Raw genomic sequence first — 24,551 nt, forward strand, 5'->3', positions numbered from 1 at the left:
AGAAAAAAGTTTCTCGAAACTTTTTGAGTATCGGGATGCATTAATGGCAAAAAACCTAGAAGGCTGGTGAAAAACATTGGTTTCCTTTGGTCGATGAATAAAAGTGTACAGTGTTGCAAGGCTTTTCTATTTGAGAAACGATGCTAGGAAGCGGTGTGCACGATTTAATCACCATCCTCCTAGAGTTTTTAGCGCAGGAAATATACCCAAATGAAAAATTTATCATTTGGGCACATAACATGCATATTAGCAAAAATACTTCCGCCAAGCGCCTGTCTGCCTATAAATCGTTTGTGGAAAACCTCTCCCAAACGATTAAGGAGAAAAGTTTTGTATTGGGGTTGTATGCAAAGGAAGGCAAAATGTTGGATTATACAGGTAAGGAATATCCAATAAAAAAAATGAATAAAAAACATTTGGAAAGCCTTCTTGACCATTCCCCTTATCAAAATAGTTTTATTCAGTGCAATGGAAACTGGGCACAGAAAAAGTGGCGGGCCTATGAGGGCGGAGGAATGCCTACTTCCTTTGTACCTGCACAACAATATGATGGGATTTTATTTTTTAAATCTGTTTCCCCGGCTTACTTTTTTGACGTTTCTGAGACGACCGAGAGAGGGAAGAAGCCAAAGGGCTGATCACAGCCCTTTGGGTGTCACTTTCTTTTCCACTTTTCGTAGCAGCCAGTCGAAGGCAATCGCCAATATGGCGGCTGGGATGGCGCCGGCGAGAATCAAGTTTTTGTCGGCGATGCGCAGGCCGCGGTCGATCAAGTCGCCAAGCCCTCCGGCGCCGATAAACGTCGCCAAAGCGGCGACGCCGATCGTCAGCACGGTCGCGGTGCGCACGCCGGCCATAATGACGGGAAGCGAGAGGGGAAGCTCGACCATCCATAAAATTTGCCGCGATGTCATTCCCATCCCTCGTCCGGCATCAACGAGCGCCGGGTCGACGCCAAGAATGCCGGTGTACGTGTTGCGCAAAATCGGAAGCAAGGCATAAAGCGTCAAGGCGATGATCGCCGGCAGTTTGCCGATGCCGAAAATCGGCAACATAAACCCAAGCAGCGCCAAGCTCGGAATCGTTTGGATGATGGCGGCGATGCCGATGATCGGCTCGGCGAGTTTGCGATACCGTGTCAACACGACGCCGAGCGGCACAGCCACCGCGATGGCAATGCCCATGGCAATCGCGGATAACAGTACGTGCTCTTGAAAAGCGATCCAAATCTCTTCTCGTCGTTCAATAAACGTTTGCAATAATTCCATTGTATCCCTCCTTGGTGAAAAAAGCAGCGGCCCGTTCATCGTCGTCTTCCTTATTGAAAAAACGGTGACAGATGGGCCGCCGCTGTCATGGTATCCCTCTTTGGTGACAAGGAGGCGGTGAGCCAACCGCCTCCTTGTCATCGGCGGAATTCAGCCGCCAATGGGGCCTCGTTCTATTCTGAAGGGGACGTTGCGGCCACGCCGGCCAGCTGCCAACGGGCGAATGGTTTCCGATCACCCGCTTTTTAGACGAGCGGCTATGGAGCCAATCGCACCCGATTCGCTTTTGATGTGCGGCCGTCTTCCATCCGTCCACAAGACTAGAAGGTTGGTGAAAAACAGCTGGTACCTGTGGACGATGAGTGAACATGTGAAAAGCAGGACCGATGCATCAGAGTTTTTCCAGTTGAGAAATGACATTGCAAAGCCGTATCCAAGATTAAATCCCCAGCCTCCTAGAGGGCCGGTGAAAAACGGCTGCCACGAGCAAATCAGCGACATATGGCCAAAAAAGAAGGCTAATTTCGCTAGGCTTTTCTAACTGATAAATAGATGGAATAGCAGCATTTTGTACTAAATCACCGCCCTTCTAGAAGGTTGGTGAAAAACAGCCGTTCCCCCTAGCCAATGAGTGAACGTGTGAAAAGCAGGACCGATGCTGCAAGGTTTTTTATTTGAGAAATGATATTGTGAAGCGGCATGCACCCGTAAATCACCGGGCCTCTGGAGGGAACCGGAAACCCATCCCTCCGCCCATGGCTGATGTCTTTATGCGTGCTGCTGGAACGTCCACTCAGCGAGCGCGCGCATCATGCTGGAGCGCGTAATGCCGCCGACAAGGCGGTCGCCATCGAGCACCGGAATGATGCGCACGTCCGGGTCTTGGAACAAGGCGGCGACGTCTGTCACATCCGCTTCTTTTTGTAATGTCGTCACATCGTAATCGGCGATGTCGGCGACAAGCAAATGTTCCTCATTGTATCGTTGCTCGATTTGTTTGAGCGTCACGATGCCAAGAAACGATTGCTTTTTATCGACGACGACCAAACTGTCGACCTTTCGCGCCTTCATCAGCCGGAACGCTTCAGCCAAGCCGCGCCGCGGTGCGATCGTGGCAACGGCATCGGACATTAAATCTTCCGCTGTCGGCACGGCTGTCTGGCGGGTCAGCAGACGGTCTTCACCAATAAACTCGCGGACAAAGGAGTTCGCCGGCCGCCGAAGCATTTGGTCCGGCGTCGCAAATTGGACGACTTCCCCGTCTTTCATCAGCGCAATGCGATCAGCGATTTTAATCGCTTCGTCCATATCGTGGGTGACAAAGACGATTGTTTTGCGAATTTCTTCTTGCAAGCGGACGATGTCATCTTGCAGCTGTTCGCGGCTGATCGGGTCGAGGGCGCTGAACGGCTCATCCATCAAAATAATATCCGGTTCCGCGGCCAACGCGCGGACGACGCCGACGCGCTGCTGTTGGCCGCCGCTGAGTTCCGATGGGTAGCGGTGCTTGAACGTCGCTGGATCCAAGCCGACGAGGTCAAGCAACTCATCGACTCGCTTTTCATAGGCGCTTTTTTCCCACTTTTTCAGCTTCGGCACGAGCGCGATGTTTTCCGCGATCGTCATGTGCGGAAACAGCCCGATTTGCTGGATGACGTAGCCGATGTTGCGCCGCAGTTCGACCGGATCAAGCGTAGAAATGTCTTGCCCATCGATATACACGGTTCCCGATGTCGGCTCGATCAACCGGTTGATCATTCGCATCGTCGTCGTTTTTCCGCAGCCGCTCGGTCCGATGAGGGCGACAAGCTCGCCTTTACGGATTTCAAGGTTGATATTTTTTAAGGCGACAAATCCATCCTCATACTGTTTTGTGACGTTTTCAAATCGAATCATCCACATTCCTCGCTTTCTAGTCGATCAGTCCTTCCGATTTCAAAAAGTCTATCGCCACTTCGCGCGGCCGTTTTCCTTCCAAATTCACTTCGCCGTTCAGTTCCATCATTTTTTCGTCCGTTAAGATGTTGGCCAGTTTGTTCAACGCTTCCTCGAGTCCTGGGTTGGCGTCCAACACGTCTTGGCGGATGATTGGCACGGCGTGGTACGGCGGGAAGTAATGTTGATCGTCTTTGAGTACGACGAGGTCATATTTTTTGATGCGGGCATCCGTCGTGTAGGCTGTGATAACGTCGATCTCCCCGTTTTTCGCCGCTTCGTATTGCAAGTCCGGATCGATGTTGACCGTTTTTTTGAACTGGAATCCGTACGTATCGACAAGCCCATCATAGCCGTCGCTTCGCTCAAAAAACTCGGCGTCTGACCCAAAGGTGAGGGAAGACGAGTGGTTCGCTAAATCGGAGTACGTTTTGACCCCGAGCTTTTCGGCAAGGTCTCTTCGCATCGCCAATGCGTACGTATTGTTAAATCCGAGTGGTTTGAGCCAAGCGATGTTGTATTTTTCCTTATATAACTTCTTCGTTTCATTATAGATTTGTTCGGGCGTTTTTGCGGGATCGTACGGCTGTTTTAAAATGTTTAACAGGCGTGTTGATTATCCAATAAAATCCAAAGGGTATAGAAAAAAGAGCACCTTTCCTGTAGAATGTGAGTAGCGACACAAACAAACCCAGGAGGTGCTCTCTATGAACAAGCATACCACACTCCCGAATTTGATGCAAAAACTTGTTTCGGATGAAGAGATTCAACTGATTGCCGAAGCGGTTGGGTATCGTGATTCGTCTCGAACCTTTACGTTGCGCGAGTTGATTCACTTCTTCCTGCTGGCCGCCATGCATCAATGGAAAAGCTTTCGCCACGGAGCCGATGTGGGGCCTCTGTATGGATTGCCGCGATTCCATTATTCAACTGTATCCAAGAAAGCGAAAGAAGTTCCCTATGACATCATGAAACGCTTGTTGGCGTTGATCATTTCCAAGTGCAACCGCCAAACCCGCCGTTCGCTTCGGTTTCCCAAACCGCTTCGGGTGGTGGATTCGACGACCGTCACGGTCGGGAAAAACCGCCTGCCATGGGCGCCGTATCACGGCGAACGCGCCGGAGTGAAGCTGCACGTCGCGTATTCGCCGGAATCCTCGTTGCCGGCAGACGTGGTGGAAACCATCGGACTGCGTCATGATGGCCCGGTGGGAGAACAGTTGACGAACGCTCAACAAGTGCTGGTGGAAGACCGGGCGTATTTCAAAATCGAACGCCTCGATCGATTTGTGGAGCAGCATCAGCTCTTTGTCATTCGGATGAAGGACAACATCGAACTTCATCAGAAAAAAAGCTTGAAACGCCTTTCCAGCACATCCTCATCGGTTCAAGCCGACTTCACGTGCCAGTTGGGGACGAAACAATGCCGCTCCACCAAGCGTCACCGGGTGGTGATCTTTCGAGATGCGAATGGCCGCGACATTCGGGTCGTGACGAACCTCTTCCATGCGTCTGCGGAAACCATTGCCGACATGTACCAACAACGTTGGACTGTTGAGGTCTTTTTCCGTTGGGTGAAGCAATATCTGAATGTCCCGACCTTGTTTGGCACGACGGAAAATGCGGTATACAACCAACTGTTTGCGGCGTTCATCGCGTATGTGTTGCTGCGATGGCTGTATGATCAAACCAAAAAACAGACGAACGTCTCTCTTTCCTTCATTTCGTTCGTTCGCCGTTTTTTCTCTGGGCAGCTTCCTCTCGATTGGAAATCCGGGATGGCCGCTGCTTTGTTTGAGTATGCCCAAATTTATGGAAGGCGTATGTATAATTTTGGATAATCAACACTCGTGAATGTTTAAATACCCTGTTCCCGTGTACTCGACGTACATGTCGACATCGCCGTTTTCAATGGCTTGCTGCAGCATAAAGGCGCCGCCTAGACTGTCCTTCACTTCCACGTCCAAATCGGTGTTGGCCTTCACATACTCAGCCAATAAATGCGTCAAAATCACCTGCTCGGTAAACTTTTTTCCGCTAATCACAATGTGCCCTTTCGCATCACGTTTCCCGCTGCAGGCGGCCAGTCCGAACACAAGCCCGACAGCGAGCAATGACATGAACCATTTACGCAAAACGATTCCTCCTTTTTGGATCCGGGAATGCCGATAAAAAGATCCATCCGACCTGTTAAACACCCGGATGATAGCTTCGCAAGGTTTTCCTTATTTAGAAAAATGTTGGGCAGCAGTTCTCCCTTTGCATCACCAGCCTTCTAACGCAAGGGGGAAAAAGCAATAAAACGACACGGAGGGGAAAACGTCACAAACATAGGGTAACGCAAATTGGGTCCAGTTGGCAAATTTGGTATCAGCCGATCTATCCGCGTTTGGCTGCTTCTCGCCTTGAGAACCGTTCTCTCCGCTGCGATGCTTACAAATGCTCGGGAATGCTCCCCAATCCTCCTAAATCCTCCGAATTCGAGATATTCGAGCTGAATAGGAAGAAAAAACCGGCTGCGGTAAGCGGCCGGATCCATCGAAACGAGTGGGTTCATGATCTGTTGAGGAATCATCTTACGCATGGACGAGGTGGTGAAGAATGCTTTCGGTTTTGAAGACGCGTGCGTTGAGGACGTGCAGTCCCGCTTCATGTTCGGCGAGAGCCGACAGCACCTTGTCTTCGAGTGACGTGGGTGAGGTCGCCTTTCATTTGGTGGAGATCGTTCGCCATCGCCTCATAGTTCGCGGTCAGCCCTTCCTGCCCATGGCGAAGCGCTTCGGCCATCGCCTTCGTTTCCGTCGTGCGCTCGTAAAGCAAATCGATGCGCTGTTCCAGCGTGGTCGTCCGCTCATTCAATTGGGCGAATTGCTGCTCGAGAGCGCTCGTCCGTTCATTCAACTGGGCGAATTGCTGTTCAAGAGTGCTCGTCCGTTCATTGAGCTGGGCGAATTGCTGTTCAAGAGCGCTCGTCCGTTCATTGAGCTGGGCGAATTGCTGCTCAAGAGCGCTCGTTCGTTCATTCAACTGGGCGACCTGCGTCTCGAGCGCGCTTGTTCGTTCATTGAGCCGTGCGACTTGCGTCTCGAGCGCGCTTGTTCGTTCATTGAGCCGTGCGACTTGCGTCTCGAGGGCGCTCGTTCGTTCATTGAGCTGAGCGACTTGTCCCTCTAAAGCGCCGACTCGCCGTTCGAGCGACTCGACTGCTGCACGCGTTGCTTTCACCTCGTGCAAAATTTCCCGCAATAGCGCTTCCATGTCGATTCACATCTTTTTCTTTACAAAAAAAGCGCATGGATGGCGAGAAAAATTCAGAAAAATAGCTTTCACTAGCCAAAGGAAGAATGAAATCGTTACAATAATAATTAGGAAAAAGAGAGGAAAAGGTGGACGAGGATGGATGCTTCTTGGTTGAAGCCGATTGTCGAAACAAAGTATTTGTCGGCGGAAAATGCGCACCGTTACCGCGCGATTTTGCGTTATTTCTACATTCAGCACGAACGGATGCGGCAATATTTGTTCCCTGAAGAAGTGTATGCGTTTTTGAAACAGCATGCCGAATTTGCCGATTATACTGAGGATGAGTTGCAGCAAGACCTCGATCAGCTTGTCAAATGGAACAATTTGATCGCCCGTCAAGAGACTTCTCATGTACGGACGATCGAGGAGTTTAAGAAAAAACGCTTTCGTTATCAATGCAGCCCGTACACAGTGGAAATAGAGCGAATGATTCGCACGCTCGAACAGTTGGGCGACTCGTTCGGCGGTTCGCTCGAGAAAACGCGGTTTGACCGTCTGTACGCCTCCCTTTCCCGCATGGAAACGATCATTTCTGCTAATTTCCAAGAAAAACCGGACGAAATACACCAAGTGTGGGAGGAGACGTTTGATTATTTCAAAAAAATCATTCACCATTCGGCCGATTATATCGCCTATTTGCATAGCGAAAATTTGGAAGAACGGATGACGGCGGAATCGTTTCTCGTTTACAAGGAACAATTTACCGCTTATTTGCGTGATTTTATCGTCGCTTTACAGAAGACGTCGATGCAAATTGAGCGGCTGTTGGAAGACCTTCCAGACGAAGGGGTGAACCGGTTCATTGAGCACGTAGTCGATTATGAGCGGTCGATTCCACGCTTTGCCGAGAGCGCCCCGTCGCGCGCCGAATGCATCGAAGAAAAGCGCGAGACGTGGCGCAGTTTGCGCGAATGGTTTTTAGGTCGGGACGGCCACGAAAGCGAGCTGGCGTTTTTGCAGCATCAGACGAACGAAGCGATTCGTCGCTTGACGCGCATCGTGCAGCGGCTTGGTGAGCGGCATCACCACTTTCGCAGCCGCAAAGGCGATTATTTGCACTTGGCACGCTGGTTTTCGCAGCTGTCCTCGATCGAAGAGGCGCACTGTTTGTCGGCGGTCGTGTTCGGCTGCTTCCATACGAAACATCTGATCGCAGACAATGAGGCGACAGATGATATGTATCGCGATGTTTGGGACGAGGTGCCGATGGAATGGGTGACGAAGCCGCGCGTGCGCCATTATGGAGAAAAGAAGAAACCGCAGGCGATCGAGGAGAAAAAGCGGGAAAAAGAAGAAGCGCGCCGCCGCTATTTGGAGGAGAAGGCACGCGAGGAAGCCGAACTGAAACAGCTGGTGAAAGACGGAAAAATTGTGCTGGCCGAACTCGGAGAAGTGACCCCGTACGTACGGAAGACATTGCTCGCCTGGATCGCCAAAGCGATGGGGAAAGAACAGCCAACCGTGAAAACGGAGAACGGCTGGAACATCCGCATTGTTCGTCGGGACGACACGATTTGCCTGCATGCTGAAGACGGAACGCTTGTGATGCCCAACTACGAAATCGAAGTGATGACGGAAGGAGGGAGCGAAGATGGAGACGGCGTTTGATGACAAAGCAAAAGAAGCGTTGGCGGCGCTATTTGAACAATTTTGGATCGTCCGCGACGCCGACCCGGAACGGTATCAGCTTGTCCGCGAACGCGAACACGTGCTCAAAAGATATGTCGAGGAGAAGTTCGGCTACCGTTTGATCGTGCACCGGCATTTCGCGAAGCTTGAAAAAATTCCGGCTGAGCCGGAGCCGTGGATGGGGATTCCGTCGTTTCAAGAGCCGCTCGATTACGCGCTGTTTTGCTGCTTGATGGCGTATGTTGAAAGCAAGGCGGTTGAGGAAAAATTTTTGCTTTCCGATGTATGCGAGGAAATCCGCGCCATGTATCCGGGCGATGTGCCGGTCGATTGGACGAACTATTCGCAGCGGCGCGCGCTCATTCGCGTGCTGAAAACAGCGGAACAAATCGGACTGATCCGCCGGATGGATGGAGAGATCGAAGCGTTCGCGCAACATGCGGACGAAGAAGCGCTTTATGAAGTGCCGGTGTTGGCGCGCTACTTTATGCGCACATATCCGAAAGACTTGCTGCAATATACGTCGATTGACGAACTGTTGGCGGAAGAATGGAAAGCAGCGCCGCAGGATTACCGGCGCCATCGTCTGTACCGGAAGCTGTTTTTATCACCGGCTGTGCACCGAACAGAAGGCGACGAGCAAGATTTTTATTACTTGCGCAACTTCCGGCATCGGCTGCGTGAGGATATTGAGTCCCATACACCGTTTCGATATGAACTGTACAAAAACGTCGCCATGTTGACGATTCCGGAACGGCAGGCGCCGTATACGCTCTTTCCCGATCTAAAAGGGACGTCTGACATCATCCTTCATTTTGCCGCCGTCGTCCGCGAGCGGTTGGCGTCCTTTCCGCCGGACGAGTACGGGCGCCTTTGGCTGACGCCGGCGCAGTTTTCTGAATGGCTCGCCGATACGAAGCGTCGCTACGAAGCTGGATGGGGGAAGACGCATCGCGAAGCATCGCTTGCGGAGTTAGCTCGCGAGGTGTTGGCGGAGCTCGAAGCATGGCGAATGGCAGACACGGATCCCGAGACGGGCATGGTCGTCCTCTACCCGCTCCTTGGGCGGCTGTGTGGGCGATACCCGGACGATTTTCAAGCGAAAGAGAGGGAACTATGATGGCGGATCGATGGATGTTGCATCGCGCGGGATTGATCAATTTCTGGTATTATGATGAACAATATTTTCATTTTGCCGACGGAAAGTTGTTTTTGCGCGGAAGCAATGGAGCGGGCAAATCGGTGACGATGCAAAGCTTGATCCCGGTGCTGCTTGACGGGAAAAAGACGCCCGACCGGCTCGATCCGTTCGGCTCGCGGGCGCGGCGAATGGAAGATTACTTGCTCGGGGAAAAAGATGTCGTCAACCGCGATGAGCGGACCGGCTATTTGTTTCTCGAATATAAGCGGACCGAAACCGATCAATATCTCACGACCGGCATCGGTTTGCGAGCGAAACGGCAAAAAAATCTTGACTTTTGGGGTTTTGTCATTTTGGACAACCGCCGCATCGGCCATGATGTTGACTTGTACAAAAAAGAAAAAACGGGCGAGAAAATTCCTTTGACAAAGCGAGAGCTCGCCGATGCGCTCGGCGCTGGGGGAACGGTGGTCGAGACGCAAAAAGAATATATGGAGCTCGTCAATAAGCATGTGTTCCGCTTCGAATCGCTCGAGGCGTTTCAAGAGTTGATCGAGCTGTTGATTCAATTGCGGAGCCCGAAGTTATCGAAAGATTTCAAGCCGACGGTGATTTACGAAATTTTGGAAAGCGCATTGCCACCGTTAACCGATGAGGAATTGCGCCATTTGTCCGAGACGATTGAAAATATGGACCAAGCAAAGCAGCAGCTGGAGCAGCTCGAGCGCGATGCGCGGGCGCTGAAGCGGCTTTGCGACCATTACCGTCATTACAATGAATATATGATTGCCGAAAAAGCCGTGGAATACGAGAAAGCGGTCCAACGAGCCGAACAGCTCGCTGCTGAGCAGCGAACAAGGTCAGAAGAGGAGAACAAAGCGCGGCAGCGGCTTGATGAGCTGGATGAGGAGATCACCCGCCTCAGCCGGGAAGAAGACGTGTTGCGTGCACGGGAAGTGGAGCTTGCGGGCCATGAAGTCTTTCAACAAGCCGAAACGTACGAAAAGTTAAAGGAACAGCAGCGCGACCTAGCGAGACGGCGGGAGCGGCAAGAGCGGGTGATCGAAGAGAAGGAGCAGCTTGAACGGCAGCGCCGCCATCAAATTGATGAGGCGGAAGCGCGCCTCGATGAGCTGGAACGGAAGGTGGAAGAGACGTTGGCGCAGTTGCGTGCCGACGCGGACGAAGGGGCGTTTGCCGGCCATAAAGTGAATGAAGACGATTTTCTCCGTCATCATCGTCAACAGCGCGAGTTTCCGTTTACGGTTTGGAAGCAGGAAGCGGACCGCCATGCGGAACGGCTCGAAGCGCTCGCCGACCTTTGGCGGCGTCATGAAGGCCTGCAAGCGCGCTATGAAGAAGCAAGCAAAGAAGCGGGCGAACTGCAGCGGGAAGTTGACGAATGGCGGCATCAATACCGCAAATGGGACGAGCTGCTTGACCAAGAAAAAGAGCGGTGGGAACAAGCGGTGCTCGTTTGGCTGGAGCGCGGCGGCGTCACGGTGGACGAAGCGCGCATTCAGACGTTTTTGCGACAGACGGACGGCTTGTATGATCAATATTCCATCGATGACCTTAAACAGCCGTTCGCGGCGGCGTATTACGATGCCGTCGGGAAGAAAAACGATGAAAAATGGCGGCTTGAACACGAAATGCGCTTGCTTGGCGACCAGCTCGCCGAGCGCGAGCAGGAGCTTCGCCATTGGCAGACAGAACAAGACCCAGAACCGGAACGCGATCCACAGACGGACGCCATGCGTGCAGAGTTGGAGCGGCAAGGAATTGTTTCCGTCCCGCTGTATGCGGCGGTTGAATTTTTCGACCATGTGCCGGAGCCTGTCCGCGAGCGGATCGAATCGGCGCTCGCCCATGCCGGACTGCTCGACGCGCTGATCATTGACCGCGATGTGGCGGTGACGTATGACCGGGTGCTCGTCCCGAACCCGGTGCATATGGCGCATACGTTGGCCGATTATCTCCAGCCAGATGCAGGTGTGCCTGTCGCTGCGGAGCGGATTGATGCCGTGCTTCGCAGCATCGTCATTGCCGATGAGGCGCAAGACGGTAGCATGACGCTTAATGAAGCTGGACGCTATGCGCTTGGTCTCGTGCGCGGTCATGCGCCCGCCCGCGAGCGCGCCATGTTCATCGGCCGCACGGCAAGGCGGCGGTGGCGGATGGAGAAGATCGCTTCATTGGAAGAAGAGATCGCTTCCTTGCGGCAAGCGCTTGACCGCCTGCAGGCGGAACACAAAGCGGTGGAAGCACATATCGCCGCATTGGCGGAGTGGTTTGCCGCGTTTCCATCCGACCGCGATGTGCGCGCGGCGTTTGAGGAACGGGAGGAAGCGCGCCGCCGCGCGGAAAGCAAAGAGCGCGACTGGCAGCGGCAACAAGAAAAGGTATCCCGACTCGCTCGCGAGTGGCAGCACCTCAAGCAAACGTTGCGCGAGCAATCGGCAGGGCTTGACGTGGCGTTTTCTGTGGAAGGATGCGAACGAGCCCGATTAGCGATGAAATCGTATCTCCGCTTTTTGCATGAACTGGAAGTGCATGTTCGGGAAGCGCTCTATGTCGCGGCGATGATCACCCAGCAGCGCGAGCAGCTGCAGGAGCTTCGCGACGACATCGATGAGGCCAAAGGGGAGCGGAACCGCCTGCTCGATGAAGACGAACGTCTGGCGCTCCGCATGGCCGAGATCGAACGAACGCTCCAACAAATGGGGGCGGATGACATTCGTGCGGAAATCGTCCGCGTGCGGGAGCGGCTCAGCGCTCTGCGCGAGGCAGTTCCGCGTCTAGTCAACGAGCGGGCGCGGACCGAACAGCGCCTCGCCCGTCTTGCCGAAGAACGGGAACAAGGAGAGAAACGGGCAACGTTCGCTCGCGAGCTGGCCGCCGCATGGGAGCAGGCCTTTGCCCGTGAAGCGGCGCTCAAGTTGGTGGAGCTCGACCGTTCGCGTCCGCTTCGCGAGCAGGCGAGCGAAGCGAAACAGCGGTATGGGGGGACGTTGAAAGACAGCCGCTCTTCGCTGCTGGCTCGGCTGAACACAATCTTTTTCCAAGAGTCATCCAATTTGACCGAATACCGGGCGACGTTCGAATTGCTGCCGTTCGAGGAGAAAGAATGGAGCACCGCGGCGCCGGATGACGAAATGGCGATGAAAGCAGCTGATTGGAGGGAAAAACAAGAGCGAAACGTCATTTTCCTTGACTACAAAGGGCATCGTGCCACGCCGTCTGTCGTCTTGGCGGAAGTTGAGCGGGAAATCGCGTTGCAGCACGAGTATATGAAAGAACAAGACCGGGAACTGTACGAAGAAGTCATTTTAAAGTCGGTCGGCCGCATTTTGCGCAGCCGCATCCAACGCGCGGAGCGATGGGTGAACGACATGAACAAGCGGATGAGCGAAATCGATACGTCATCAAGCCTCGTCCTATCCATTCAATGGAAGCCGAAAACGGCGGAGACGGAAGACGAGCTCGATACGAAAGAGCTGGTGGGGTTGCTGCGGATGGATTCACGGCTGCTCAAGGAGGAAGATTTGCAGCGGGTGACGAACCATTTCCGCTCGAAAATCGCCCGCGCCCGCGAACTGCTTGAGGAACGCGGCCAAGGCAACACGCTTCATCAAATTATAAAAGAAGTGCTCGACTATCGGAAATGGTTTTCGTTTACCCTCTACTATGAAAAAGAACACGAACCGAAGCGCGAACTGACAAACCAACGCTTTTATCGGTTTAGCGGCGGGGAAAAAGCGTTGGCGATGTACATTCCGCTGTTTGCGGCGGCGTATTCACGCTATCAAGAAGCAGGCGATGATGCCCCGTACATCATCTCGCTTGATGAGGCGTTCGCCGGCGTCGATGAAAACAACATCCGCATGATGTTCGGCCTTGTTGAACAGCTCGGCTTTAACTACATCATGAACTCGCAGGCGCTTTGGGGTGACTACGACACCGTGCCGGCCCTATCGATTTGCGAGCTCGTCCGTCCGCGCAATGCGCCGTTTGTCACCGTCATCCAGTATTATTGGAACGGGCGCATCAAACAGTTAGTAGCGAATGAGGAAGAATGGGAGTTGATCGAGACATGAACCGGGCCGAAGAGGCCGCTGCCTTTTTCCGTTCCGAGCCGGGCTTTCGCCGTTTGTTTGTCGAGATGAAGAGGAAATACGAGTCGCTCGGTCGTGTTGGTGGCGTCGTCTCCTTGGCATCGTTCAGCGAGAACGAGCGCGAAACCATCGCCGCCTTTTTCGGCCGAGACGTTTTCCGCGTGTCCCTGCCCGCCTTTGAACGGCAACTCGAACGAACACGGTTTGCCGGCGTTGGCCTCATCGAGCTGCTCGAGCACTATTTTGGCGAGCCGCTCGTGCCGAAAAAAGAACGACGCCAGGCAGTCGAAAAGGAGCGGGAGCGGTTTTTCGGCCACCTCGCCCACGAGCACCCTTGGCTTGAAGGCATTTGTAGCCAACGGTTCATCCAAGCAGCATATGAGGCAAACCGCGAAGAGTTGGCGGCGGCGATCCGTCTTGCCGGCGCCGCCCTTCGCCGCTTGCCGCTCGGCTCGTATGAGCGGCTTCCATTGTTTGCCCAGCACATCGCCGGCGACCCACACGCCTTTGACCTGTCAACGCTCCCCGGCAAGGTGTTGCTGTCGGCCTTGCAAGCGACCGTGCCAGGCGAGTGGGATGTGACCTCTGTAGAGAGCGTCAATGAATTGCTGCAGTCCGTCGGCCTGCTCCGCGAGGATATTTTGAACTTTGCCACCTGCGCCAACTTGTTGGCCGAAACGAAGAAAGGCCCTCACCCGGTCTTCACCGCTGCCGTCGAAGCCAACAGCGCATTGAATGCACCGCTAAGGGACGTGTTGTCGCTCATTCGCGCCTATCCAGCCAACGGCGGCATCGTATACGTCGTCGAAAACGCGGGCGTTTTCTCGACCTTGCTTGACACCCACGCCCCGCTTGTCTGCACGAACGGGCAAATGAATTTAGCGACGATGCGGCTCCTTGATTTGCTCGCGTCTTCAGGCGCCAAGCTGCATTACTCCGGCGACTTTGACCCGGAAGGTTTGAAAATGGCCGACCGTTTTCTCGAGCGATACGGCTCGGTGGCTGTTCTCTGGCGCTACAGCGTCGATGACTACTTCGCCGCCAACCCATCGGTTCACTTGCCTCCCGAGCGGCTCGCCAAACTCACCTCCGTAGCGTCAACGCCGCTGCAGCCAGTGAAAGAAGCGATGGCGAAAACGGAAAAAGCGGGATACCAAGAGGCGATCATCGGCCGACTGCTTGGAGATATAAAAAGTTAGCACTCGTCCTTGTTCATGCAAGTGTTCGGATTCCAATGTTTGTATTCGTCTTGCCCGCGATGGATGGGCGGGCGGCGCCCGGGTCTTATTCACCGCATGCCGAGCGTTTGTCCTCGCTTAGGCAAACAGCAATCGGCAAACAAGGCAAGCCACAAATGCTAAGAAGCAGTCTTTGCTTGTCGTCGACCTCCAATCGCGCAAAAAACCCAGGGGGTCGACGACATTGGTTTTGATCGCCTGATCCCTACAGCCATCAAGGATAGATTTGATTGACAGAATCTTCGAAACGTGTTATGCTGAAGTTGCCGCTGCAGGAGAAAGCTTGTTATGGCAGCGGTTTTTGGGGTTTTTATCGTACCTATGAGGGATTGAAACTCACGTTTATGCCAAGATACACCGCCTTTGCTAAAAGGGTTTTTATCGTACCTATGAGGGATTGAAACATATGATCTACAACTAATCCTTTTGGAGCATTCATTGTTTTTATCGTACCTATGAGGGATTGAAACCCCTCGCAAGAAAAACGCCATACGGGCTAAAATTTGTTTTTATCGTACCTATGAGGGATTGAAACTTAGATGTGCCGGATGTGGCACTTCTCTCGGACAAAGTTTTTATCGTACCTATGAGGGATTGAAACATCGGGTCGTCGATGATGAGCAAGTCCGCACCTTGCCCGTTTTTATCGTACCTATGAGGGATTGAAACGTCTGCTCCCACTCACGCACATACATGGTAGAGGGTAGTTTTTATCGTACCTATGAGGGATTGAAACGGAAGGGCCTTTTCAATCTCCGGACCCATCTTTTTCAGTTTTTATCGTACCTATGAGGGATTGAAACATCTTGCAAGTTCCAATACCGCCTATCCTTGTAGCTTCGTTTTTATCGTACCTATGAGGGATTGAAACAGAATCGTCTGCGTTTTGGGCAACACGATTTTATCGTTTTTATCGTACCTATGAGGGATTGAAACTATCGCTGAATCCAAGCTGATTTTGCTCAATCATCGTTTTTATCGTACCTATGAGGGATTGAAACATATATTCGCGTACAAACGTATAATCGACGACCGCGTTTTTATCGTACCTATGAGGGATTGAAACTGGTTTTTTCGGCGCCGCTACCCACTGAACTAGGCGTTTTTATCGTACCTATGAGGGATTGAAACTTTCAGCGGATAGCAAACGGTCTGCCGTCAACGATGGTTTTTATCGTACCTATGAGGGATTGAAACTTATACTCAGGCGCACGGAAAAAATGCAACACTTTTGTTTTTATCGTACCTATGAGGGATTGAAACTTATACTCAGGCGCACGGAAAAAATGCAACACTTTTGTTTTTATCGTACCTATGAGGGATTGAAACTGCTTCTCCTCGTCCCATACGCCGTTAATTCCGTGTTTTTATCGTACCTATGAGGGATTGAAACTTGTATGCGCCGCTGGACGTAACCCGCGAGGAAGTGGTTTTTATCGTACCTATGAGGGATTGAAACAACGCCCCGGTCGCGGAAAAGTTGGTCGGCGCGGCCGTTTTTATCGTACCTATGAGGGATTGAAACACAGTACTAGGAACGTATACAACTACCTTATCCTTCGTTTTTATCGTACCTATGAGGGATTGAAACATCGGTGCTATAATTGCCATTATAGACCGTCTGCCGTTTTTATCGTACCTATGAGGGATTGAAACGAGTAAAATACAATCCTTATCTATTCGATAGCTTTGGTTTTTATCGTACCTATGAGGGATTGAAACCGGATTGCGATGCTTTCTGTTGAGGAGCGAAACTGAGTTTTTATCGTACCTATGAGGGATTGAAACGAAACTTTCAAGCGTGCATGGCTCGATTTCATGAAAGTTTTTATCGTACCTATGAGGGATTGAAACATGAGTTCCATTTCTTTTTTAGTACGTCTTGTCATAGTTTTTATCGTACCTATGAGGGATTGAAACTTTGCCTTCTGCAATAGATTGTAATTCGCTTGTAATGTGTTTTTATCGTACCTATGAGGGATTGAAACTGCAACGCGAGCGCAAGCAGAAGACCGCGTGCACCGGTTTTTATCGTACCTATGAGGGATTGAAACAATACATCGCCGTGCGGGCGCGGAAGGTGGCGTAGTCGTTTTTATCGCACCTATGACGAATTTCTCACTGTGTGCAGGATGTCGCCTTGGGGACGGCGAATAGAAAAAGAGAGACCATCAAGGTGAGGTGATTGAATGGCGACTGACCATGATCGGCTGTTCAAAGAGCTGATCCGCACGTTTTTCGAAGAGTTTCTGCTCCTCTTTTTCCCCAACATGCACGAGCATATCGATTTCCGCCATCTGTCCTTTTTATCCGAAGAGCTGTTTACTGATGTGACGGCCGGTGAAAAGTACCGCGTTGATTTGCTGGTTGAGACGAAGCTGAAAGGCGAAGACGGGCTGATCACCGTGCACGTGGAAACGCAAGGGTATGTCCAGCCGTCGTTTGCCGAGCGCATGTTCCTCTATTTCAGCCGCTTGTATGAAACCTACCGGACCCGCATCGTTCCGATCGCCGTCTTCCACCATGATTCCCTCCGCGAGGAACCGTCTGTGTTTTCGATGGAATTTCCGTTTGGCGAAGTGCTGCAGTTTCGCTTTTTTCCGGTGGCGTTGCGGAAGAAGCAGTGGCGGGAGTACATCCGGCAGGACAATCCGGTTGCGGCTGCGCTGCTCAGTCAAATGGGGTATACTGAAAGAGAGAAGGTGGAGCTGAAAAAAGAATTTTTGCGCATGCTGGTGCGGTTGGAGCTCGATGAGGCGAGGCAGCGGCTGCTGCTTGGGTTTTTTGAGACGTACGTGAAGTTGACGGAGCAAGAGGAACAACAGCTGCAAAGCGAGGTGAAGGCGATGGAAACGAAAGAACGAGAGAAAGTGCTGGAACTGATCATCTCCTACGAGCAAAAAGGGAAGAAAGAAGGGCTGGAAGAAGGGGTAAAACGCGGCCTTGAGCAAGGGATGAAGCAAGGAATGAAACAAGGAATGAAACGGCTTATTCAGACGATGGCGCAAAAAGGGATGACGGCCGCCGAGATAGCCCAGTTGGTGGATCTTTCTGAAGAAGAGGTTCGAAGCTTGTTGAGCGAGTAAGAGGAAAAGGGGTGATCGATCTCACCCTAGAAGGCCGGTGATTTAAGGAGGCAATCCGCTTGTCAAACCGGTTTCTCAAATAGATAAGCCTTGTTGCATCAGGAGCGCCTTTCAAACGTTCCCCCCATTGCTCAAGAGAAACAATCGTTTTTCACCAACCTCCTAGTGTTTCCTGTTGAATGAGTATGGGAAAAAGAAGAAGGCGGTCATCCACCGCCTTTTTTCATGAAGTTCGATTTCAGCCGCTTGTTCCGTGGGAATCGCACCACACGTGATTTTTATAGGGGAAGGAAAAAGGTTGTCCACGGCTTTTTTCCTTAATCGATGTTTTACATAAAACAGAGTTTTTCAGGAGTTCTGTGGATCCCTCTTGGAGTTGGGCAAGCGTTACGGAGTTTTGGTGCATAACGCTTGTGTGGGCTATTTGTCAATTTTTTCGTCCGTGGTTTGAGCGATGATTGATAATTACTAAATAGTATAAATTTTTATGCCATATTTACTGAAATATGGTATAATGGAATTAGTTCTCATGATGCAGAGGGGTGATAGATTGATTGAAGCGATCTCCCAAATTGGGAAGATAGTGCTTGAAAAGCAAGGAGAGGGGTCAGTGGTGGATCAGTTGGTGGAGAACCCCGGCTATCCTGCTTGTGTGCTTGTTGCAGTGCGTGCGGACGAAGAAGGGAATGTTGTTTGGGAAGGTTGCGAGATTGAGGAATGTGGGAGCGATTACAAAAAATATTTGTTTCGTTCCGGTTCGTCTCGTGGAACCAACTATTCGCCGACGGCGAAAATTACAACGATTGAAAATACATATGAACAGAAAGTCATTGGCTGGTTTCGAACGGTTACCCGCAAAATGGATCATCCCGTTCTTCGGGCGATTGAGCAATTGCTTGTGCAAAAAAAGGAAGCGATCTTGCAGGAGTTGAGGGAAAAGCTCTCTCTCTCAGCCGATCGTTCCCTTATTTCGCTAAAAATGAACGGCTCCTATTTATATGACTGTGAGCCGTTTCGCGATGCTTTTTTGCATCTAGTTCACGAGAAAGATATGGAGTTGTCGGCTCGGGACCAAGTATGCGCTATTTGTGGGGAGCGCAAAGATACGGTCATCGGAAAATTATCCGTGTTTCGGTTTTACACGTTGGACAAGCCCGGATTTATTACAGGAGGGTTTGACGAGGCCAAAGCGTGGCGAAATTACCCCGTCTGTTTATCTTGCAAAGCTCATATTGAAGAAGGAAGAAAGTTTGTGGAGTCCCATTTGCACTATCGCTTTTACGGCTTTTCTTATTTCGTCATTCCGACATTGCTTATCCCGGCTGGCAAGGATGTATTGGATGAATTGCTTCAATATTTGACAGACGGAAAGAAAGACATTCGCGTTCATCAAGAGCAGGCAGATTCCTTTATGACGACGGAGGAAGACTTGCTTGGACTCATGCAAGACTATGATAATTCCCTGTCGCTTCAGCTGTTGTTCTTGCAGAAGATTCAAAGTGCCGAGCGGATTTTGTTATTGATTGAAGATGTATTGCCGTCGCGAATTAGTGAATTGTTTCAAGCGAAGAAAGCGACGGAGTCTCTTTTGTATAGAGAAGGGGACCATCCTTTTCACTTTGGCTTTCTTCGCACCTTTTTTCGGCCGGGTGTCTATGATAAGTACTTTTTGCAAGTGGTGGAGTATGTATTCCAAAAGAAGCCCCTTTCGATCTCGTTTTTCGCTCCCTTTTTTATGGAGCAGCTTCGGGCTGATTTTTATGATTATGAGGCTGGCGATTGGTCGTTTGTCAACAAAACACGTCAAGCGCTTGCGGTTGTGCTTTTTTTAGAACAGGCGGGCGTGCTGGTCAGGAAAGGAGAGAAGGCGGTGCAAGGGAAATTTGCGCAGTTGTTTGATGCGTACGGGGGACAGCTGGAGTCTCCGGAAAAACAAGCTGTTTTCCTGTTGGGGGCATTGACGCAAATGTTGCTTGACATCCAGCAACAAAAACGAGGAAGCAAGCCATTTGTGAAGCAATTAATGGGGTTGAAGATGGACGAGAAGGCGATCAAAGGGCTGCTTCCGAAGGTCATCGGAAAACTCGAAGAATACGAGTCTTACTATGCGAGCCATCGACAGTTGGCGGAAGAAATTTCCCATTTATTCCTATCCTCTTCCCCAAGCTGGAAATTATCTGTCGATGAATTGAATTTTTATTTCGCCTGCGGGATGAACTTATCGTGGAAGGTCAAAGAAATCGTAGCGAACAAGGAGGAGAAATAATATGGTTAAGCAACGTTCCGAGCTGCTCTTTTTGTATGATGTGCAATGGGCAAACCCGAATGGCGATCCGGTTGACGGGAACAAGCCGCGCATCGATGAGGAAACGGGGAAGAATATTGTCACCGATGTTCGGCTGAAACGGACGATTCGGGATTATTTATATGACTATCGTCAACAAGAAATTTTTGTCCGCGAAATTGCGCAAGACGATGAGTATATTCAAGATGCGAAGGCCCGGGCGGAAGACTTTTTAGTGAAAGACGGCGAGAAACTAGATAAATCGAAACTGACCTTACGCGAAATGAAAAAAATCATCAACGATGAAGTGCTGCGTCAATGCATTGATGTGCGGTTGTTTGGTGTGACATTGCCGATCGAAAAAAACCAAAAGGAAAAAAGCTCAATTACCCATACAGGGCCGGTCCAATTTAAGATGGGGCAATCGCTGCATCGGGTGAAGATGGAGTATATCAAAGGAACCGGAGCGTTTGCCTCAGGTGGGCAAATGACACAAAAGACGTTCCGGGAGGAATATGTGTTGCCTTATTCCCTCATTGCTTTTTACGGGATGATCAATGAGGCGGCGGCGCGCTTCACGGGATTAACGGAAGAAGATGTGGAGTTGTTGACGGAAGCGATGTGGGAAGGTACGAAAAACTTAATTTCGCGTTCGAAAGTTGGACATGTTCCGCGGTTGCTTCTTCGCGTCGTCTATCAAGAGCCGTACTTCCATATCGGAGAGTTGGATAAGTATATTTCTCTTCACACCGAAAAAGCGGAAGAGGAAATTCGGGATGTCAGCGATTATGTGCTTGATGTGTCGCGATTGGTTGAAGTATTGGTTCAACAGAAAGAACACATCGCCAACATCGAGCTGCGTCAAGACGGAAGGCTTGCGTGCAGCGAGAATCTGGCTGAGCGCTTGCGCAAAGAAGGAATTACTGTCGATATTCGGTAACAGGGAATGAGTGCGATGAATGTGCTTGTATTCGATGTTCGAGCCGATTTTGGCCATTTTCGCCAAATGTATTCGACTTCCTCGCCGCTGACGTACTCGTTTATTCCCCCAACGGCTCTTTTTGGTTTGCTTGGCGCCATCGTTGGAGTGGGAAAAGAGGAAAATGACTATTTGCGGGTGTTTAACCATGAGACGACGAATGTGGCTGTACGCCTGATGGAACCTGTACGAAAAACAAGAGTCGGCATCAACTATGTCAACACAAAAGGGAATATATGGGTTCCGAAGCAGCGGCGGGAAGGAGCACGAACGCAAATTCGTGTAGAGTTTTTGCGTTTTCCTCGTTTCCGTTGCTACGTATATATGAACGATCACGAGCGATTTTCGCAGCTTGTTGATTTCGTTCGGCAGCACAAAAGCGTCTATACGCCGTGTCTAGGATTGAGTGAATGTTTAGCGGATGTACAGTTTGTCGCTGTAGACGATTTTCATCGGGTTGAAGCGATCGACAAAGAGTCTGTGCCTATTTGTTCGGTCATCCCAGGAAGAGACATACAAGCGCTGAAAGTAGAGCCGGGAAAAGAGTATCGCAAGGAACGAGTGGCTTGGGAGATGGATCCGGCCCGGGTAGTTTCTCGGTATGAAGAAGTGATTTTCGAGGCGGGGGCGCGTCCGCTCCTCGCTTCGGTCCCTTATTATTGGGAGAATGCGCAAGGAGAACGGATTGTCTTTTTCTATTCGAATGGAAAGGGAGAGTAGGATGTATTCTCATCCCCATTATTTTTTGTCGGATCATTTGCGAGGGGTGGAACAGCTTTCCTCCCTCTTTTTGTCTGAAAAGTCCGTCCGTCTCGCCGAGTCCGGACAGTTGGCGGAAGTGAATCGGTGGATTGCGTTTTTTCATGATATCGGCAAAAGTCATGCCTTCTTTCAGCGATACATCCAATCACCGGATTCCTTTCAAGATCCGCCTGCATTAAAAAGCCATGCGCTTTTGTCGGCTGTCCTATTAGCGGTTTTTTTACAAGAAAAGGGGATGGATGAGTTTTGGCGATTGTTGGCGTTTCTTGTCGTGAAGCGGCATCATGGGAATTTAGACGATTGGCTGGAAGAACTGAAGCGGATGGGGGACGAGGCCAAGACGTTGTTGAAGTGTCAAGCTGAAGCAACAGACTTTTCCGCACTATCCAAACAGATGGCCTGTTTGGGTGTTGGACAAGAAGCGATTTGGACGAAAGAAGTGTGGTTAGCGTGGATTGAACGATTTTTTGCCGAAGCTCGCTCGTTGCGCCGCTGGATCATGAAATGGAATCGAAGCAATGATTCGCTTGTGCCATATTTGCAACTGTTGTTTCTCTTCTCTCTGCTCATTGATGCAGATAAGTCAGAAGTTGGAATTTTGCAAAAGCAGTCATGGTCGTTTTCCGGGCGCAAGGACATTCCGGCCGACTTGATTCTGCGCTATAAGCAGCAACAATCGTGGCCGAAAACGAAGTTGAATGAATGGAGAGAGCGGGCGTTTCAAGAAGTGGATCAGGCGCCGATCGATTTGCGCCATCATGTGTATTCGTTGAACTTGCCAACCGGAATGGGAAAAACGTTAGCCGGTCTCCACTTTGCCTTGCGTCTTCGCCACGAAATCGAACGCCGTCAACGGGTGACGCCCCGAATCATTTACAGTCTTCCTTTTCTCAGCATCATTGACCAGACGGCAAGTGTTCTAAAAGACGTTTTTGCCGCGAGCGGAATGCAGGAGGATCACCAGCTTTGGCTTGCGCATCATCATCTGGCTGATATGCGTTATGTCACAAGGCAAGATGAGGAGCGTTACGACGCTGATTATGAGGCGGCGAAACTGCTGGTGGAAGGTTGGCATTCGGAATTGATTGTGACTACCTTTGTGCAATTGTTCGAAACGATTTTTTCTCACCGCAATGCTTCACTGCGCAAATTTCATCGGTTGGCTAATTCCATTATTCTCATCGATGAGGTGCAGGCCGTTCCTCATCGTTATTGGTTGGCTGTTCGCCGCTTGTTTGCCGCGATGGCGGAAGAACTCGGCTGTTATTTTATCTTCAGCTCGGCAACGGATCCAAAATGGTTTCCAGAAGCGGTTTCCCTTGTCAATGAATCGGCCTATTTTCAACTGCTTTCCCGGGTGACCTTGCATCCAGACATCGACGAGCCGGTAGAGATCGAGGAGTTTGCTCGGCAAATCGAGTGGGATGAGGAAAAAACATATTTATTCATTTTGAATACGATTGAGAGCGCTAAAGCTTTATACCGTGCCTTTCTAGACGAAGGCGTAGATGAGGGGGACATGACGTTTTTGTCCACGCATATTCCGCCAAAAGAACGCCTGCGGCGGATCATGGCGGCGAAAAACGGGGAATATCGGATTGTCGTTAGCACGCAGTTGATCGAGGCGGGGGTTGATATTGATTTTGATGTGGTCTACCGAGACTTTGCCCCCTTGGATTCCATCCAGCAGGCAGCTGGAAGGTGCAACCGCCATGGACAGCGGGGAGGGGAGGTGCACATTGTTCGCTTAACAGACAACAAAAAGCGATTATACGCGAGCTATATTTATGATGCGATCCGCTTAGACATTACACAGACTTTGTTAAAAGGAAAAGCAAAAATAGAGGAAAGCGAATTTTTACAGTTGATTACAGCCTATTTCGAAACGCTGACTGCACGAATGAGCAATAACGAGTCCGAACGGCTGTTAAAAGGGATGATGACGCTGTACTTTGATGGGGAAGAAACCGTTGATCGCCTTCCTGTGTCGCACTTTCGCCTGATTGAAGGAGAAGGGGAAAAATTCAATGTCTTTATTGAGCTGGATGAGGAAGCGAGCGAAGTGTTTCGTGAATATGAGACCATTTTGCGAATCAGCGATCGGTGGGAGCGGAGGAAGAGATTTTCTGATATTAAAACCCGCTTTTTTCAATATGTCATTGCGATTCCAGCACGGGTAGATCACCAGCCGCCGATTGTCCATGGGATCGGGTATGTGGGACACGATTCGCTGTCAGATTTTTACGATGAAGCGCTCGGGTACCGGACGAAAAGTGAAGGGCTCATTTGGTAGGTGAGATCGATGGAATATGAAATGCCTGTGACGGGAACGGACATTTGGTACTATTACATTTGTCCGCGCGAAGTTTGGCTGATGAAGCATCAGATTGCTCCAGACCAGGAAGATGAAGCGATAGAAATTGGGAGATTTCTTTCTGAAACAACTTACCAAAGGGACAAGAAAGAAATATCGATAGGTTCCATTGTCATTGATCGCATCCGTCAAGAAGACGGTCAGTTGATTATAGGAGAAGTGAAGAAGTCATCAAGCTATATAAAAAGCGCTCGAATGCAGCTGTTATACTATTTAGATACGTTGAGACAGGCGGGGATCCACGCAAAAGGGGAACTGTTGTTTCCAAAGGAGCGGAAAAAAGAACGTGTCGAATGGACCGAGGAAGGGCGGCATGAGTTAGAACGTGCCATTGCCGACATCCGCCGCATCGTTCGAATGCCTGTCCCGCCGCCGCCGAAAAAGATATCATTTTGCGGCAAATGCGCCTATCGTGAATATTGTTGGGCGGAGGAATAGAA

General features: G+C 50.8%; 14 protein-coding genes, 3 pseudogenes and 1 CRISPR repeat array. Of the genes and pseudogenes, 12 read left to right on the plus strand and 5 right to left on the minus strand.

Annotated features, from left to right (window positions below):
• Positions 1-155: 155 nt before the first annotated feature.
• The gene (locus GC56T2_RS01675; protein WP_255515987.1) at positions 156-638 is read left to right on the plus strand and encodes an erythromycin esterase family protein; all 483 of its coding nucleotides are present in this window, start codon (positions 156-158) and stop codon (positions 636-638) included.
• Here the strand turns inward: GC56T2_RS01675 and GC56T2_RS01680 are convergent, their stop codons facing one another.
• The 3 genes and pseudogenes from GC56T2_RS01680 to GC56T2_RS01690 form a co-directional block, all read right to left on the minus strand.
• A complete protein-coding gene (locus GC56T2_RS01680) occupies positions 639-1,268 on the minus strand; it encodes an ABC transporter permease (RefSeq protein WP_144972583.1) in 630 nt (209 codons plus the stop codon).
• A 768-nt stretch (positions 1,269-2,036) separates the two neighbouring features.
• Positions 2,037-3,164, minus strand: a complete 1,128-nt coding sequence (locus tag GC56T2_RS01685; protein WP_144972585.1) for an ABC transporter ATP-binding protein — start codon at positions 3,162-3,164, stop codon at positions 2,037-2,039.
• A gap of 16 nt (positions 3,165-3,180) precedes the next feature.
• Positions 3,181-3,816, minus strand: a pseudogene (locus tag GC56T2_RS01690) (glycine betaine ABC transporter substrate-binding protein); the annotation flags it as partial.
• Positions 3,817-3,910: 94 nt separating this feature from the next.
• Between GC56T2_RS01690 and GC56T2_RS01695 the strand changes: the two are divergent.
• Positions 3,911-5,044, plus strand: a complete 1,134-nt coding sequence (locus GC56T2_RS01695; RefSeq protein WP_015375695.1) for an IS4-like element IS5377 family transposase — start codon at positions 3,911-3,913, stop codon at positions 5,042-5,044.
• Positions 5,045-5,056: 12 nt separating this feature from the next.
• Here GC56T2_RS01695 and GC56T2_RS01700 read toward each other — a convergent pair.
• Positions 5,057-5,323, minus strand: a pseudogene (locus GC56T2_RS01700) (glycine betaine ABC transporter substrate-binding protein); the annotation flags it as partial.
• Positions 5,324-5,779: 456 nt separating this feature from the next.
• Positions 5,780-6,461: pseudogene (locus GC56T2_RS01705) on the minus strand (hypothetical protein).
• A gap of 138 nt (positions 6,462-6,599) precedes the next feature.
• On the opposite strand from GC56T2_RS01705, the gene GC56T2_RS01710 reads away from it, so the two are divergent.
• The 10 genes from GC56T2_RS01710 (at position 6,600) to cas4 (ending at position 24,549) form a co-directional block, all read left to right on the plus strand.
• Positions 6,600-8,111: a TIGR02677 family protein gene (locus GC56T2_RS01710; protein ID WP_144972587.1), complete on the plus strand. Its 1,512-nt coding sequence runs from the start codon at positions 6,600-6,602 to the stop codon at positions 8,109-8,111.
• Entirely contained in the window at positions 8,095-9,252 is a 1,158-nt protein-coding gene (locus tag GC56T2_RS01715) for a TIGR02678 family protein (protein ID WP_144972589.1), read from the plus strand. Before GC56T2_RS01710 ends, GC56T2_RS01715 begins: the two co-directional genes overlap by 17 nt.
• Entirely contained in the window at positions 9,252-13,370 is a 4,119-nt protein-coding gene (locus GC56T2_RS01720; RefSeq protein WP_144972591.1) for a TIGR02680 family protein, read from the plus strand. The genes GC56T2_RS01715 and GC56T2_RS01720 overlap by 1 nt, the downstream gene beginning before the upstream one ends.
• Positions 13,367-14,587, plus strand: coding sequence for a TIGR02679 family protein (locus GC56T2_RS01725; RefSeq protein ID WP_144972592.1), 1,221 nt, complete (start codon positions 13,367-13,369; stop codon positions 14,585-14,587). Before GC56T2_RS01720 ends, GC56T2_RS01725 begins: the two co-directional genes overlap by 4 nt.
• A 345-nt stretch (positions 14,588-14,932) precedes the next feature.
• Positions 14,933-16,680: direct repeats of the CRISPR family, unit length 30 nt; unit sequence GTTTTTATCGTACCTATGAGGGATTGAAAC.
• Between the two features lie 135 nt (positions 16,681-16,815).
• Positions 16,816-17,712: an Rpn family recombination-promoting nuclease/putative transposase gene (locus GC56T2_RS01730; RefSeq protein WP_144972593.1), complete on the plus strand. Its 897-nt coding sequence runs from the start codon at positions 16,816-16,818 to the stop codon at positions 17,710-17,712.
• Between the two features lie 532 nt (positions 17,713-18,244).
• Complete coding sequence (locus tag GC56T2_RS01735; protein ID WP_255516130.1) at positions 18,245-19,978, plus strand: TIGR02556 family CRISPR-associated protein; 1,734 nt, start codon at positions 18,245-18,247, stop codon at positions 19,976-19,978.
• A gap of 1 nt (position 19,979) precedes the next feature.
• Complete coding sequence (cas7b, locus tag GC56T2_RS01740; protein WP_144972595.1) at positions 19,980-20,936, plus strand: type I-B CRISPR-associated protein Cas7/Csh2; 957 nt, start codon at positions 19,980-19,982, stop codon at positions 20,934-20,936.
• Between the two features lie 15 nt (positions 20,937-20,951).
• Positions 20,952-21,695 (plus strand): type I-B CRISPR-associated protein Cas5b, encoded by a 744-nt coding sequence (gene cas5b, locus GC56T2_RS01745; RefSeq protein ID WP_144972596.1) that lies wholly within the window; start codon positions 20,952-20,954, stop codon positions 21,693-21,695.
• Between the two features lies 1 nt (position 21,696).
• Positions 21,697-24,030: a CRISPR-associated helicase Cas3' gene (gene cas3 / locus GC56T2_RS01750; RefSeq protein ID WP_144972597.1), complete on the plus strand. Its 2,334-nt coding sequence runs from the start codon at positions 21,697-21,699 to the stop codon at positions 24,028-24,030.
• A 9-nt stretch (positions 24,031-24,039) separates the two neighbouring features.
• Entirely contained in the window at positions 24,040-24,549 is a 510-nt protein-coding gene (cas4, locus tag GC56T2_RS01755) for a CRISPR-associated protein Cas4 (RefSeq protein WP_144972598.1), read from the plus strand.
• The last annotated feature ends 2 nt before the right edge of the window (positions 24,550-24,551 follow it).

Origin of the sequence: Geobacillus sp. C56-T2 (assembly GCF_007829715.1) — a bacterium.
Taxonomy (GTDB): Bacteria; Bacillota; Bacilli; order Bacillales; family Anoxybacillaceae; genus Geobacillus; species Geobacillus icigianus.